Source organism: Mesorhizobium sp. WSM3224, assembly GCF_000427725.1.
Taxonomy (GTDB): Bacteria; Pseudomonadota; Alphaproteobacteria; order Rhizobiales; family Rhizobiaceae; genus Mesorhizobium.
The window spans coordinates 35,316-49,032 of record NZ_ATYO01000001.1 but is presented as its reverse complement, the minus strand read 5'-3'; the positions used below and the strand labels follow the sequence as shown (position 1 = coordinate 49,032).

Here is a 13,717-nt window from a genome sequence, read left to right as displayed (position 1 = left end):
TCAAAAAAGGGCGTCCGCGTACCTCTTCCGGGTCAACCTAGGCCGAGCCTCATTCGATTTGACTACCTCGTCTGTCAGAATACCAAGTCGGCGGCTCTCGCTGACGGGTTCAAGGTCGCCGCAGACAAATCCGGGCTTGGATCTCATGAATTTTCATCCAGCTGATATGCGCCGTCAAGACGCCGACATCGAACACGAAAGACGTTGCCGGCTCTGTGCGGCGCCTATTCGTCATACATTTATCGATCTAGGGATGTCGCCGCCCTGCGAAAACTTCATATCGCCGGACCGGCTAGGCAATATGGAAACCTATTACCCGCTTCACGTGATGGTTTGCGAGGAATGTTTCCTGGTACAGCTGCCGGAGCATATCAGTCCGCAAGAGATATTCACTGAGTACGCATATTTTTCATCGTATTCCACAAGTTGGGTCGCACATGCGAAACGCTACTGCGATCACGCAGCGGCGCGCTTCGGGCTCGGACAAGACAGCCTTGTGGTCGAACTGGCCAGTAATGACGGTTATCTGCTGCAGCATTTCCAACCGCTGGGTGTTCCCACACTTGGCATCGAGCCCGCGGCGAACGTCGCGCAAGCTGCCATCGCCAAGGGTGTGCCGACACGTATCGACTTCTTCGGCGTACGCCTGGCGCGCGAACTCATCGCTGAAGGCAAGCAGGCCGACCTCATTGTCGGCAACAACGTTCTTGCGCAAGTTCCAGACCTCAACGATTTCGTTGCAGGTATCGCGCTCCTGACGAAGCCGCAAGGCGTGGTGACCCTTGAGTTCCCGCACGTTGAGCGGCTCATCGATGAAAACCAGTTCGACACGATTTATCACGAGCATTTCTCCTATTTCTCGCTGACAACCATCGACATGATGGCCGCCCGCCACGGCCTCAAGGTCTTCGACGTAGAGGAACTGCCCACCCACGGAGGTTCCCTGCGGGTCTACCTCGCGCGCGCAGATAGCAACTATCGTCCGTCGCCGGCGGTGAGTGGACTGCTCGAGCGCGAGGTGAGCGGCGGGCTCAAGGAGATGACGACTTACACGTCATTTGCCGATCGCGCCCACGGTGCCAAGCGCGACCTGCTCAGCTTCCTGATAGCGGCGAAGAACGAAGGCAAGACGATCTGCGGCTATGGGGCGCCCGGCAAAGGCAACACACTTCTTAATTATTGCGCAATCGGCACTGACTTTTTGGATTTCACGGTCGACCGAAATCCCTACAAGCACGGACGCTTCACGCCTGGGATGCACATTCCGATCAAGCCCGTCGAGGCCATTCAGGAAGCCAAGCCGGACTACATACTGATCCTGCCATGGAACCTGAAGGACGAGATCGTCAAACAGATGTCGCACGTGGCCACATGGGGCGCGAAATTCGTCGTGCCAATCCCCTTCGTTAAGGTAATCGATCCTGCGGAGCACCAGCCATGAAAGTCGTTCTATTCTGCGGCGGGCTCGGCACGCGCATTCGCGACTATTCCGAAGCAGTGCCTAAGCCGATGATCCCACTCGGCCCGCAGCCGATCCTGCGCCACGTGATGCAATACTACAGCGACTACGGGCATGAGGAGTTCATCCTTTGCCTTGGCTATAAAGCGAACGTCGTCAAGGATTTCTTCCTCAACAGCCGGCCGCAGATGTTCGCTGATTGCGTCGTTACCGGCGACGGTCGCGATGTTAGGCTCTTGGATGACAGTCACAAGGACTGGCAAGTCACACTCATCGACACAGGCATCTGGCGCAACATCGGCGAACGGCTCTGGGCGGCTCGTGATTTGGTTCGGGGTGACGACATGTTCCTTGCCAACTACAGCGATGGGCTCACGGACGTCGATCTCGACGACATGGAGCGCAAGTTCCGCGCGAGCGGAAAGCTCGCCTGCTTCCTGGCGGTGCCCCCGCCGGTTACCTATCACTTTGCGGACATCGCAAAGGACGGCCGCGTCCGCGAGTTCCGCTCTTCCGCGAGCTCAGATATCTGGATCAACGGCGGGTATTTTCTATTCAGACCGGAAATCTTCGATTTCATGCGCGAAGGCGAGGAACTCGTGCTTGAACCTTTCCGGAGGCTGATTGAGGCCGATATGCTGATGGCCTACAAGCATGATGGGTTCTGGCGCTCCATGGACACCTTGCGCGACTGGCAGGTGCTCGAGGACATGGTCGAAAAAGGCAACATGCCCTGGAACCGGCAGATGCGCGAGCGGACCGGCGGATCTGGACTCGCAGTCGCCAGATCATGAGGGCCCTGTCGCTCGGAAGCGCCCAGGAGAGTCTATGCGTACTCTGTCTTGGCGCCCATTCCGACGATATCGAGATCGGCGCGGGAGGAACTTTGCTATCCCTTGTTGCCGGAGGAGCTAAACTTGACGTGCTCTGGCTTGTACTGAGCGGACGTGGAGCCCGCAGCGACGAGGCCCGCGCATCGGCACATAGCTTTCTGGAAGGGGTCGTAGATCCTATCGTCACGATTGCCGATTTCGATGACAGTTACTTTCCGACCCAAGGTCGGGAGATCAAGGAGTGGCTTGCAACCCAGGCCAAAGGATTCAGACCCGACCTGATCTTCACCCACCGTCGGGATGATGCGCATCAGGATCATCGGGAAGTTAACAAGATCACCTGGAACCTTTTTCGAGATCACCTCATCCTTGAATATGAGATCCCGAAATGGGACGGCGACTTGGGCCAGCCAAATTTCTATATGCCGCTGTCCGAAGCCCAGATGCAGCGCAAAACGGAGTTGCTCCTTGCCCATTTCGGCAGCCAGCGGTCCAAGGATTGGTTCGACGCTGAAACGTTTCGTGGCCTAGCGCGGCTGCGCGGGATGGAGTGCCGGGCCAAGGATGGATTTGCCGAGGGGTTTGTAGTGCGAAAGGCTTCCTGGTCCTTCGGCTGAAAAGGCGGAGCGGTCACCCGACGCGCATGATCCTGTGTGGGTGAGATCGCTTCAACCGCTGATCGTATACGAGTGGTCTCAACATGTCCGGGAGCATCAGACCTTCCTCCAAACGAAGTAGATCCGTCGAAGACGCAGGAGCACATTTCCTCCACAAATCAGGCGATTTGGCCTACACCAATCCCTCGAAACAACTGATAAGACTGCAGTAGATTTCGCGGCGATGCAAAGAATTACAACCGGCCATTATGTCAATATTATCGGTCCAAGCCTCATGGGAAGTGCATTCTGCGAGCGAATCCGGCCCCGCGACGATGAGCGGGCCTACCCTGTGACCGACGGCCTGCAGCCGGAGGACGGAGATCTTGGTCAAGACGCCGAGATCGACCAGGCAACGGTCGTCAACGCAATTCGCGAGTGCGTCGAAGAGTTTCAACTCGATCTCGACGGACAGGTGGTGGTTACTGGAGCCGGGTTCGGTTCAGAGGCGATCACGGCAATCGCGGCGGCGCTCGCCGGCGCCCGAACCGTATTTGCGCTTACAGCTGAGCGGAAAAAGCACGCCAGAAGTCCAGCTACCTCTTGGGACGCGCTGGACCTGGCCAACCATGCCGGACATTCGGCTCAGCTGAAAATTATGCGACGGATGCACCCCCATCACTGGAATGAGGTCGACATTCTTGTGAACTGTCCGCGGACACGGCCAATATCACGAACGACAGCCGAGTTCCTCCGTCCCCATTCAGTGGTAGCGCTAATGGCCGAGCCATGGGAACTTTCCCCCGAGATGGTCGACCTGCATGCCTGCAGCGAGATGCAGGTCAAAGTCGTCGCACCAAATCTAGAGCATCCGTCGATAAACTTGCTTCCCGATTTAGCCCGGCTGTGCTGTCGGCTCCTGTACGATGCCGGCCTCAGCATCAGAAATACAGAAATCGCGGTCCTGTGCGATACCCCTTGCAGGCGTTACATAGAGGACGCCCTGATCGAGCAAGGTGCCAGAGTGACAATGCTTGCTCATCCGCAAATGCTGCTGCCGGGCATGTGGGATGCAGTTGTGGTGGCCTTGCGACCGGCGGAAAAACCATCGATGGATATCAATGGCCTGGCCCGAGTATTCGAAGCCGCTCGCGGAAGCCTGCTCGTTCAATTCAGCGGCGAAATCGATCGCCTGGCGGCTCGGTATTTCGGCCTCCGCATCTGGCCACCGAGAAAGCCGGGGCGCGGTCAGCTCGGCGTATCGCCGGAGATTCTCGGCTGGTATCCGACCATCCGCAGGCTCGTCGGCGGTCTTAAGGCAGCCGAGATGGCGCGACGTGGCGCAGACCTCGGCCGCGACGGCATCGGCTTCATCGTCAGCCCCTGACCAATTGACACAAATGCAGCGATAAATGGCAGCTCCAAGTCAGGCGCCGAAGGTTAATGCGCTCATTCCCGCTTATTCGCCTCAAGAGCCGAGACCAGTGAGTGGATAAAGCGAATCAAGACCTAAGATGACAAGCAACAACGCGGCAGCGATCGAAAGACTTTCAAATCTTGAGCAAGAACGTCGAGTAATCACTAGCCGGCCAGTGGGCTACGAAGCCTGCGTCACCGACGAGCAAGCTCGTGAGCTAACCAAGAATCAACTCAATTCATTGCTGAGCGCAGCTCACTTTCCCTCTGCAGCACTGACATCAGCAAATGGGCAAAGCTCCTGGGTAAATCAACACCGACAACGTGACGACCGGTAGTGCGGGCGCAAAGATCATTCAATTAGGACCAATGCGCTTGAGACGCGGACCTTTTTGTTACAGCGCAATCCGAAGCAATGCCGCAGAATGTCCGGTGCAAGACCACGTGCCACCAACTGGTCGAGCAGATGAACCAGGTCCGTTGTCACCGCCGCACCGGCACGACAACGGACCTGGCCCAACGCCGCAAGGTGACCGGCGCCCTCGTTGGGGTAGGATGGCTTTAAGGACGCCGGCCCGGCGGACTCAGCCCGCCGTATATTCACGATAGCTAAAATATACCGGTGCGAAAGAACATGATCGCATAATCCCCAGGTTTCGGCTTTCTGATGAGATCCGTCGCGAGCAGCGTTGGTGCCGGAACGGAACAGGTCGCCAAGCGCGCTGTCCATGGCGCCAATATGGCTCGCTTCGCATAAATGCGAGGGTCAGCCGGCTGAAGGAACCAGGCCAAACGGCTTCGCGTTCGCGTCGAGACACACCGTCAGGAAATCCGTCAGCGGCGGTCTCTGCCGGCCGGCAGTCCCCGAACGTCATTGGCTGATTTTATTTATCAGTGTGCTATTGAGGTTTCCGGGACGCTGTTCGATACCCCCGGATGGGCCAAAATCATTCCCACTCGATCGTCCCAGGCGGCTTCGACGTCACGTCGTAGACCACCCGGTTGATGCCCTTCACCTCGTTGATGATGCGGGTGGCGGCCGCACCCAGGAAATTCATGTCGTAGTGGTAGAAGTCGGCCGTCATGCCGTCGACTGAGGTGACGGCGCGCAGCGCGCAGACGAATTCGTAGGTGCGGCCGTCGCCCATGACGCCGACCGTCTGCACCGGAAGCAGGACCGCGAAGGCCTGCCAGATGGCGTCGTAGAGGCCGGCCTTGCGGATCTCGTCGAGATAGATCGCGTCGGCCTCGCGCAGGATTTCCAACTTTTCGCGCGTGATGCCGCCCGGGCAGCGAATGGCCAGGCCGGGGCCTGGGAAAGGATGGCGGCCGATGAAGCTCTCGGGCAGGCCGAGTTCCTTGCCGAGCGCCCTCACCTCGTCCTTGAACAGTTCACGCAGCGGCTCGACCAGCTTCATGTTCATGCGCTCGGGCAGACCGCCGACATTGTGGTGCGACTTGATCGTCACCGACGGGCCGCCGGAGAAAGAGACGCTTTCGATGACGTCGGGATAAAGCGTGCCTTGCGCCAGGAAATCGGCACCGCCGAGTTTCTTCGCCTCCTCCTCGAACACTTCGATGAACAGGCGGCCGATGGTCTTGCGCTTCTTTTCGGGGTCGGCCTCGCCTTCCAGCGCCGAGATGAAGCGGTCGGATGCGTCGACCAGGATCAGCGGCAGATTGTAGTGCTGGCGGAACATCTCCACCACGCCTGCCGCCTCATCCTTGCGCATCAGACCGTGGTCGACGAGAATGCAGGTCAACTGGTCGCCGATCGCTTCGTGGATCAGCAGCGCCGCGACCGAGGAATCCACGCCGCCCGAGAGCGCGCAGATGACCTTGCCCTTGCCGACCTGCTTGCGGATCAACTCCACGGCGTGCTCGCGATAGGCGCGCATCGTCCAGTCGCCCTCGATGCCGGCGATGTTGTGGACGAAGTTCCTGAGCAGCCTCGCGCCATCCGGCGTGTGCACCACTTCCGGGTGGAACATGATGCCGTACATCTTGCGTTCGATATCGCCGAAGATGGCGAAGGGCGAACTCTCCGACTTGCCGAGCACCTTGAAGCCCGGCGGCAATTCGATGACGCGGTCGCCATGGCTCATCCACACCTGGTGGCGCTGGCCCGGCGCCCACAGGCCTTCGAACAGCGGGCTGTCCTTCTCGATCTCGACGAAGGCGCGGCCGAATTCGCGATGGTTGGAGCTTTCGGCGACGCCGCCCATCTGAACGCAGAGAGCCATCTGGCCGTAGCAGATGCCAAGCACCGGTACGCCGGCGTCGAAGACGATCTGCGGCGCGCGCGGGCTGCCGATATCGGTGGTCGAGGCCGGGCCGCCCGACAGGATCACCGCTTTCGGATTGATGCGTTTGAAGGCTGCTTCGGCCGATTGGAACGGCACGATCTCGGAAAAGACACCCGACTCGCGGATGCGGCGGGCGATGAGCTGCGTGAACTGGCTGCCGAAATCGATGATCAGGACAGTGTCGGGCAGAACGGTATCGGGATGATTGGCTGTCGTCATGGCGAGCCTTTAGAGAAAGAAACGAGTCGGCGCAATGGGTCGCGCGGTCGCGCCGCCTAGTTCGATTCCGATGTTTCGTCTTGAGCAGCGGCGGCCGTTTCCGGCACGTCGCCCCGGGCTGCGTCGAGCGCCCGCAAGGCATCCATAAGCGCCGCGAACCGCTGCTCGCCGATGCGACCAATATAGCCTAATTCGATCTGAAGCTTGATGCGGTCGCCGTCGCGCAGAGCATCCAGGCCCTTGCGCGTATAGCGCACAAGCTTGCCGCGGCCGTCACGTGGGTCGGGGAGCCGCTCCAGCACGCCTTCCGCCTCCAGCCCGTCGAGCAATTGCTGAACCGCTTGCTTGGTGGTGGCCGCGCGCTCGATCAATGCCGCCTGGCGCGTGCCGCCGCGGGGGATGTGCCCGAGCAGCCCGGCGCGCGCTTCGCTGAACCAGGAGTGGCCGGTTGCCCGCATCGCGGCAGCGAACTGCGCCTGCCACGCACGGCTCGCCTGCCATAGCCGCCAGCCGACATGGTCGGGCAACGCCTCGGCTTTTTCGTCAAGCTCCTTGACCATCCGATCCAAACTCCATATAGTCAAGATACTTGACGATATTCACTCCGTCGAGGCTCTTTCGAAACGTTGGAGCGGTTCAGCTTTCCCCCAACCCGTGGACAGGGACAATGACGATACTGAACAGGGACACGCTGGCCATTATCATGGTCGGAACCACGCATGTCATCGACATGGGCGGCAAGAACGCCTTCATCCACTATGAAACCGACGATCGGGCGCACATGCTCCTGCCGGACGGCACACGCTTCCACGGAGTTTGGACGCTGCTGGACGACGGCTACAAGGTCGAATGGAAGAACGGTCCTGCCGGCGCGTGGAAGCTTGATCATACACCGGGGGCGATCGACTATATCGACGCAACCGGCGCCGCCCGTGGACGTATCGCACGCATCGATTTCGGCGATCCGCAGCGACTGGCCGCCTGATCCGACGTGCAGTCAGCCCTCGAGCAGGCCGTCGCCGATCGCCCGCTCCAGCAAGCCGATCGCCGCGGCCAGCTTCTCGTCGATGACGTGGAGATATTGGTTCCAGTCGTTGACGTGCCTGAGATCGGCCGCGCCGTCGGAAATGCCGCGCAGGCCGATCAGCGGTACGCCGAAGAGCTGGCAGGCACGCAGGCAGGCGAAGGTCTCCATATCGACCATTTCGGCGTCGATCGCGTCATAGGCGGCGCCGGTGACGATCGCGCCGCCGGTCGAGAGCGCGGCGGTCTTGATGCCCGGGATAACGAAGGGCAGCGGCACCGTCACCGGCAAGTCGAGGAAAGGCGTTGCGCCCTTCTCGAAGCCGAGCGGCGAAGCGTCCATGTCGCGATAGCTCACCGACACGGCTTGGTAGATTTCGGTCTGTTCGAGCTTGCGGCTGCCGGCCGAGCCCAGCGAAACGACCAGGTCCGGAAGCGCTCCCTCGGCCTTCAACGCCGCGAGCTCGGCGCCCAGCCTGACGCCGGCCTCGACCGGACCGACGCCTGTCATCAATGGCGTGAACAGGTTCTTGAGGTGGGGACCATATTCGGCCTCCGCCGCCATGACGAAAAGAACGGACTTACCGGCGATGGCTGCAGCAATCGCCATGCGTCACCCTTCTATGCCGTCACGGCCGACCACCGTCATCATCGTGCCGGTCATGGTGGCGATCAGCTTGGCCTCGCCATCGGCGGCGAAGGCGTAAGCCTGGCCGTCGGCGACGATGATAGTGCGGCCGGGCTTTGTTACCGAGCCGCGGAACAGGAAGCGCTCACCCCTGCCCGGCGCCAAGAGGTTGACCTTGAACTCGATGGTCAGCACGCTGGAATTCTCCGGCATCAGCGAAAAGGCCGCGTAGCCGCAGGCGGAGTCCAAAGCGGTGGAGATGACGCCGGCATGCAGGAAACCATGCTGCTGGGTGAGTGCGGCCGAATAAGGCATCTCGATCTCGATGATGCCCGGCGTCACCAGCGTCAGCTCGGCGCCGATGGTCGCCATAGCTTCCTGCCGGGCAAAAGAGACCCTGACACGTTCCTCGAAGTCGGGAGCGGGTACGATCTTGGCTGCCATGGCCTTCGCCTTCTCGTTTTGCTGGCGAAGCTTATTGCAGAGCCAGGCGAGACAGGCAATCTCTTATGTTGCAGCGCAGCAAAATGCGGCCAATCTCACGCGGCCCGGCGCAAGGCGTGGAAATAGAACCCGTCGGTGCCGCTGAGCGCCGGCGACAGCGAGATGCCGCCGGTGCCGGCAATGCGCGCCGCCTGCTCATGGCCGGGGAAATGGCTGTCCCAGAGCAGGCGATGGTCGACCGGCGCAAAGCCGTCATGGCGTTCGCGGAACGCGGCGACCTGCTCGCCGTTTTCGGCGTCGAACACCGAACAGGTGATGTAGACAAGCAGGCCGCCAGGTTTGACGAAGGCTTGCGCGGTGTCGAGAATCGCCTGCTGTTCGGCCTTGCGGGCATCGAGCTGCCTCTCGGTCAGCCGCCATTTGGCGTCGGGCCGCCGCCGCCAGGTGCCGCTGCCCGTGCAGGGCGCGTCGATCAGCACGACGTCCATATGCTTGGTGAGCGGCGCAAGCTCGGCCGGCTTGCTGACGACCTGGACGTTGCGGTTGTGCGAGCGGCGGATGCGCTCGAAGATCGGCGCCAGCCGCACCTTTTCCGAGTCATGGGCAAAGAGCTGGCCCCGATTGTCCATCTCGGCCGACAGCGCCAGCGTCTTGCCGCCGGCGCCGGCGCAATAGTCGAGCACCTGCATGCCGGGCTCAGCACCGGCAAGTGCTGCGGCAAGCTGCGAGCCCTCATCCTGTACTTCGAACCAGCCTTTCTGGAACGCCGGCTCGGCCTGGACGTTCGGATGCCTGCCGTCGCCGTCGATCGGTGGGATGCGGATGCCATGCGGCGCCATCGCCGCCGGCGCCGCACCGGTGCCCTGCAATTCAGCCAGCACCCTGGCGCGATCGGCCTGGAGCGTGTTGACCCTGAGATCCAGCGGCGGGCGCTGCGCCAAGGCAGCGCCTTCCTCGACCCAGGCGCCGCCATAGGCTTGCTCGAGCAGCGGCGCGCACCAGTCCGGGACATCGGCGCGCACCACATCGGGCGCGTCGGCCAGCCCGCGGCCGGCGGTTGCCTTCAGCTCGCCGGCGCTGAGCAGCGGCGGCGCAAACTTGTCGCCGTCGAGCGCCTCATTCAGCGACTGCGCCGTCTGCCCCCATTCCAACAGAAGCGCGCCGAAGCCGATGGCGCGCGGCGTGTCGTCGCCAAACAGCCAGCCGGCCGAGCGTTTGCGGCGCAGCGCGTCATAGACGATGTTGCCGATCGCGGCGCGGTCGCCGCCGCCGGCGAAGCGGTGCGACAGGCCCCAATCGCGCAAGGCGTCGGCCACCGGCCGGTGACGCCGGCCGATGTCTTCCAGAACCTCTATGGCCGCCGCCAGCCTTCCGCCCAGTCGCATTCCGTTTTCCGTAGCTCTTACAAATCTGGTCCAGCCCGCTCTTAAAGCCTTTCAGGCCAGGATTGAAACAGTTCTATTCGGTTTCCCGGTGAAACACGTTTTCAAATCCGGGTCGATTTCGCCGAACGGTTTTTTAAAACAGGCGACACCATCGGAAAGCAAGACGATCGGCGAGAATATGAAAGGTCTCTAATGTTTTTGACTGATGTGCACAAGCAAGCCCCTTGGCTTAACCTCTCAGCTTTCCAAGTGTTTCCCGCAGGAATACTCTCCCGGCAGTGATTCGCGGCGCGGAAGACGCGGTTTGGCGGATCCTATGAGGAGAGGGCAATGAAGACTTATCTGGCAGAAGTTCTCGGCACGTTTTTGTTGGTGTTCATCGGCACGGCATCCGTTGTCACGGGCGGTTTCGGCGGCGCGCTGCCGCTCGGACAGGAAGGCATCGGCCTGGCGTTCGGCATCGGCCTGATCGCCGCCGCCTATGCGATCGGCCCGATCTCGGGCGCGCATCTCAATCCGGCGGTGACGCTCGGCGTGTTCCTGGCGGGGCGGATGCCGGCCAAGGATGTCGTCCCTTACTGGATCGCGCAGATCATCGGCGCCATCATCGCTTCGCTGGCGCTGTGGATCATCGTTTCCGGCCAGGCCGGCGGCCACACAGGCGGCTTCGGCGCCAATGGCTGGGACGAGGCGAAATGGGGCATGAGCTCGGCCTTCCTGTGGGAGCTGATCGGCACCTTCACCTTCGTCACCGTGATCCTCGGCGTCACCAACGCCAAGCACACCACCGCCTTTGCCGGCCTGGTCATCGGCCTGACGCTGGCAGGGATACACTTTGCCATGATCCCGGTGACCGGCACCTCGGTCAATCCGGCGCGCTCGATCGGCCCGGCGCTGTTTTCGGGCGGCGCGGCGCTCAGCCAGCTCTGGCTGTTCATCGTCGCGCCGCTGATCGGCGGAGCGATTGCCGGCGTCGTCGCCAAGGCCGGCATCTTCGAAAAAGACTGACCGATCTCGAAGGGCTAATCAAAAAAGGCGCGGGGCATGGAACCCCGCGCCGTTTTACTTGGGAGGATAAGACCTTACTTCGCGGCGATGTCGAAGCGGTCGAGGTTCATCACCTTCACCCATGCCTTGACGAAATCCTTGACGAACTTCGCCTTGGCGTCGGCCGAGCCGTAGACCTCGGAGAGCGCGCGCAGTTGCGCGTGCGAGCCGAAGATCAGGTCGGCACGGGTGCCGGTCCACTTGACCGCCTTGGTCTTGCGGTCGCGCGCCTCGTACACCTCGTCCGAGCCCGGCTCGGTACCGGCCGCCGGATCCCAGACGGTCGCCATCGAGAGCAGGTTGACGAAGAAGTCGTTGGTCAGGGAGCCCGGTCTGTCGGTGAAGACGCCGTGCTTCGAACCGCCGGCGTTGGCGCCGAGCACGCGCAGGCCGCCGACCAGCACCGTCATCTCCGGCGCGGTCAGCGTCAGGAGCTGGGCGCGGTCGACCAGCATCGCTTCGACCGACATCGGCAGCTTGCCCCTGCTGTAGTTGCGGAATCCATCGGCGGTCGGCTCCAGTGGCGCGAAGGAGTGAACATCCGTCTGCTCCTGCGAGGCGTCCATACGGCCCGGCGTGAAGGGCACCTTCACCTCGTTGCCGCCGTCCTTGGCCGCCTTCTCGACCGCAGCGACGCCGCCAAGCACGATGAGGTCGGCCAGCGAGACTTTCTTGCCGCCGGCCTGTGCCGCGTTGAACTCCTGCTGGATGGCTTCGAGCTTGGCCAGCACCTTGGCGAGTTGGGCCGGCTGGTTGACCTCCCAGTCCCTCTGTGGCGCAAGCCGGATGCGGCCGCCATTGGCGCCGCCGCGCTTGTCCGAACCGCGGAAGGTCGAGGCCGAAGCCCAGGCGGTCGAGACCAGCTCCGAGACCGAGAGGCCGGACGCCAGGATCTTCGCCTTGAGCGAAGCGATGTCGGCCTCGCTCACCAGCTCATGGTCGATGGCCGGGATCGGATCCTGCCAGATCAGCTCTTCCTTCGGCACGAGCGGGCCGAGATAGCGCACCACCGGACCCATGTCGCGATGGGTGAGCTTGAACCAGGCGCGGGCGAAGGCGTCGGCAAACTGATCCGGATTCTGGTGGAAGCGGCGCGAGATCTTTTCGTAAGCCGGATCGAAACGCAGCGCGAGGTCGGTGGTCAGCATGGCAGGCGCGCGACGCTTGGAGGGATTATGCGCGTCCGGCACGGTGTCGGCGCCAGCACCGCCCTTCGGCGTCCACTGATGGGCCCCCGCCGGGCTCTTCGTCAGCTCCCACTCATAGTTGAAGAGGATGTCAAAGAAGTTGTTGCTCCATTTGGTCGGCGTCGTCGTCCAGGTCACCTCGAGGCCCGAAGTGATGGCGTCGCCAGCGATGCCGGAGGCGTATTTGCTCGACCAGCCGAGCCCCTGCGCCTCGATGCCGGCGCCTTCGGGTTCGGGACCCACCAGCGAGGCATCGCCAGCGCCGTGCGTCTTGCCGAAAGTGTGGCCGCCGGCGATGAGCGCGACGGTCTCCTCATCGTTCATCGCCATGCGGCCGAAGGTCTCGCGAATGTCGCGCGCGGCGGCGATCGGGTCCGGCTTGCCGTTCGGACCTTCCGGGTTGACGTAGATCAGGCCCATCTGCACGGCGCCGAGATGGCCTTGAAGCTCGCGATCGCCGGAATAGCGCTGGTCATCCAGCCACTTGGTTTCGGAGCCCCAATCCACGTCCTGCTCCGGCTCCCACACATCTGCACGGCCGCCGGCGAAGCCGAAGGTCTTGAAGCCCATCGATTCCAGCGCGACGTTGCCGGTGAGGATCAGAAGGTCGGCCCAGGAAATCTTGCGGCCGTATTTCTGCTTGACCGGCCACAGCAGCCGGCGGGCCTTGTCGAGATTGGCATTGTCCGGCCAGCTGTTCAGTGGCGCGAAACGCTGCTGACCGGCGCCGGCGCCGCCGCGGCCATCGCCGATGCGATAAGTGCCGGCGCTATGCCAGGCCATGCGGATGAAGAGCGGCCCGTAATGGCCGAAGTCGGCCGGCCACCAATCCTGCGAATCCGTCATGACCTTGTGCAGGTCCTTGATCACCGCATCGAGGTCGAGACTCGCGAATTCCTTGGCGTAGTCGAAGTCTTCGCCCATCGGGTCCGACAGGTTCGACTGCTGGTGGAGAACGGCAAGGTCGAGCTGGTTCGGCCACCAGTCACGGTTGGTCCGGCCGGCGGATCCATGCGCCACGGGGCATTTGCCAGCGCTGTTGTCGTCGGTTTTCGCGTCCATCTTAGTCTCTCCGATTCTGCCGAGGTTGAATTTCGCCGAGGTCGATTTTCCCGAGATGTGCGGGGGCAGCCATTGGCCGCGCCAACCTGGAATGATTCCAGACTAGGCCGGC

General features: G+C 62.0%; 12 protein-coding genes. 6 read left to right on the top strand and 6 right to left on the bottom strand.

What is annotated here, in order from left to right; all coding sequences use genetic code 11:
* The first annotated feature begins 145 nt into the window (after nucleotides 1-145).
* The 4 genes from YU3_RS0100230 to YU3_RS0100215 all read left to right on the top strand — a co-directional run bounded on the left by YU3_RS0100230 (nucleotide 146) and on the right by YU3_RS0100215 (nucleotide 4,275).
* Nucleotides 146-1,441: a class I SAM-dependent methyltransferase gene (locus tag YU3_RS0100230; protein WP_027164341.1), complete on the top strand. Its 1,296-nt coding sequence runs from the start codon at nucleotides 146-148 to the stop codon at nucleotides 1,439-1,441.
* Entirely contained in the window at nucleotides 1,438-2,253 is an 816-nt protein-coding gene (locus YU3_RS0100225; RefSeq protein WP_027164340.1) for a sugar phosphate nucleotidyltransferase, read from the top strand. Before YU3_RS0100230 ends, YU3_RS0100225 begins: the two co-directional genes overlap by 4 nt.
* Nucleotides 2,250-2,909: a PIG-L deacetylase family protein gene (locus tag YU3_RS0100220; RefSeq protein WP_027164339.1), complete on the top strand. Its 660-nt coding sequence runs from the start codon at nucleotides 2,250-2,252 to the stop codon at nucleotides 2,907-2,909. Before YU3_RS0100225 ends, YU3_RS0100220 begins: the two co-directional genes overlap by 4 nt.
* Nucleotides 2,910-3,240: 331 nt before the next feature.
* Nucleotides 3,241-4,275, top strand: a complete 1,035-nt coding sequence (locus YU3_RS0100215; protein ID WP_156913262.1) for a hypothetical protein — start codon at nucleotides 3,241-3,243, stop codon at nucleotides 4,273-4,275.
* A gap of 976 nt (nucleotides 4,276-5,251) precedes the next feature.
* Here the strand turns inward: YU3_RS0100215 and guaA are convergent.
* Both guaA and YU3_RS35725 read right to left on the bottom strand, forming a co-directional pair.
* Entirely contained in the window at nucleotides 5,252-6,829 is a 1,578-nt protein-coding gene (gene guaA, locus YU3_RS0100210) for a glutamine-hydrolyzing GMP synthase (RefSeq protein ID WP_027164337.1), read from the bottom strand.
* A 56-nt stretch (nucleotides 6,830-6,885) separates the two neighbouring features.
* The gene (locus tag YU3_RS35725; protein ID WP_051333787.1) at nucleotides 6,886-7,389 is read right to left on the bottom strand and encodes a MarR family winged helix-turn-helix transcriptional regulator; all 504 of its coding nucleotides are present in this window, start codon (nucleotides 7,387-7,389) and stop codon (nucleotides 6,886-6,888) included.
* 107 nt (nucleotides 7,390-7,496) lie between these two features.
* Between YU3_RS35725 and YU3_RS0100200 the strand changes: the two genes are divergently transcribed.
* Complete coding sequence (locus tag YU3_RS0100200) at nucleotides 7,497-7,814, top strand: hypothetical protein (RefSeq protein ID WP_027164336.1); 318 nt, start codon at nucleotides 7,497-7,499, stop codon at nucleotides 7,812-7,814.
* Between the two features lie 12 nt (nucleotides 7,815-7,826).
* Here YU3_RS0100200 and YU3_RS0100195 read toward each other — a convergent pair whose 3' ends face one another.
* The 3 genes from YU3_RS0100195 to YU3_RS0100185 all read right to left on the bottom strand — a co-directional run bounded on the left by YU3_RS0100195 (nucleotide 7,827) and on the right by YU3_RS0100185 (nucleotide 10,309).
* Nucleotides 7,827-8,462, bottom strand: coding sequence for a 5'-methylthioadenosine/S-adenosylhomocysteine nucleosidase (locus YU3_RS0100195; protein WP_027164335.1), 636 nt, complete (start codon nucleotides 8,460-8,462; stop codon nucleotides 7,827-7,829).
* Between the two features lie 3 nt (nucleotides 8,463-8,465).
* Nucleotides 8,466-8,924 carry a PaaI family thioesterase gene (locus YU3_RS0100190; RefSeq protein ID WP_027164334.1) on the bottom strand — a complete coding sequence of 153 codons (459 nt, stop codon included), beginning with the start codon at nucleotides 8,922-8,924 and terminating at the stop codon, nucleotides 8,466-8,468.
* A 95-nt stretch (nucleotides 8,925-9,019) separates the two neighbouring features.
* Nucleotides 9,020-10,309, bottom strand: a complete 1,290-nt coding sequence (locus YU3_RS0100185; protein WP_027164333.1) for an RsmB/NOP family class I SAM-dependent RNA methyltransferase — start codon at nucleotides 10,307-10,309, stop codon at nucleotides 9,020-9,022.
* 330 nt (nucleotides 10,310-10,639) lie between these two features.
* Between YU3_RS0100185 and YU3_RS0100180 the strand changes: the two genes are divergently transcribed.
* Nucleotides 10,640-11,317: an MIP family channel protein gene (locus YU3_RS0100180; protein WP_027164332.1), complete on the top strand. Its 678-nt coding sequence runs from the start codon at nucleotides 10,640-10,642 to the stop codon at nucleotides 11,315-11,317.
* A 74-nt stretch (nucleotides 11,318-11,391) separates the two neighbouring features.
* Here YU3_RS0100180 and katG read toward each other — a convergent pair whose 3' ends face one another.
* Entirely contained in the window at nucleotides 11,392-13,605 is a 2,214-nt protein-coding gene (katG, locus tag YU3_RS0100175; protein WP_027164331.1) for a catalase/peroxidase HPI, read from the bottom strand.
* Nucleotides 13,606-13,717: the final 112 nt, after the last annotated feature.

Coding starts and splice junctions, on each gene's coding strand:
- YU3_RS0100230 (WP_027164341.1), top strand. CDS start 146: ATGAATTTTCATCCAGCTGATATGCGCCGTCAAGACGCCGACATCGAA.
- YU3_RS0100225 (WP_027164340.1), top strand. CDS start 1,438: ATGAAAGTCGTTCTATTCTGCGGCGGGCTCGGCACGCGCATTCGCGAC.
- YU3_RS0100220 (WP_027164339.1), top strand. CDS start 2,250: ATGAGGGCCCTGTCGCTCGGAAGCGCCCAGGAGAGTCTATGCGTACTC.
- guaA (WP_027164337.1), bottom strand. CDS start 6,829: ATGACGACAGCCAATCATCCCGATACCGTTCTGCCCGACACTGTCCTG.
- YU3_RS35725 (WP_051333787.1), bottom strand. CDS start 7,389: ATGGTCAAGGAGCTTGACGAAAAAGCCGAGGCGTTGCCCGACCATGTC.
- YU3_RS0100200 (WP_027164336.1), top strand. CDS start 7,497: ATGACGATACTGAACAGGGACACGCTGGCCATTATCATGGTCGGAACC.
- YU3_RS0100195 (WP_027164335.1), bottom strand. CDS start 8,462: ATGGCGATTGCTGCAGCCATCGCCGGTAAGTCCGTTCTTTTCGTCATG.
- YU3_RS0100190 (WP_027164334.1), bottom strand. CDS start 8,924: ATGGCAGCCAAGATCGTACCCGCTCCCGACTTCGAGGAACGTGTCAGG.
- YU3_RS0100185 (WP_027164333.1), bottom strand. CDS start 10,309: ATGCGACTGGGCGGAAGGCTGGCGGCGGCCATAGAGGTTCTGGAAGAC.
- YU3_RS0100180 (WP_027164332.1), top strand. CDS start 10,640: ATGAAGACTTATCTGGCAGAAGTTCTCGGCACGTTTTTGTTGGTGTTC.
- katG (WP_027164331.1), bottom strand. CDS start 13,605: ATGGACGCGAAAACCGACGACAACAGCGCTGGCAAATGCCCCGTGGCG.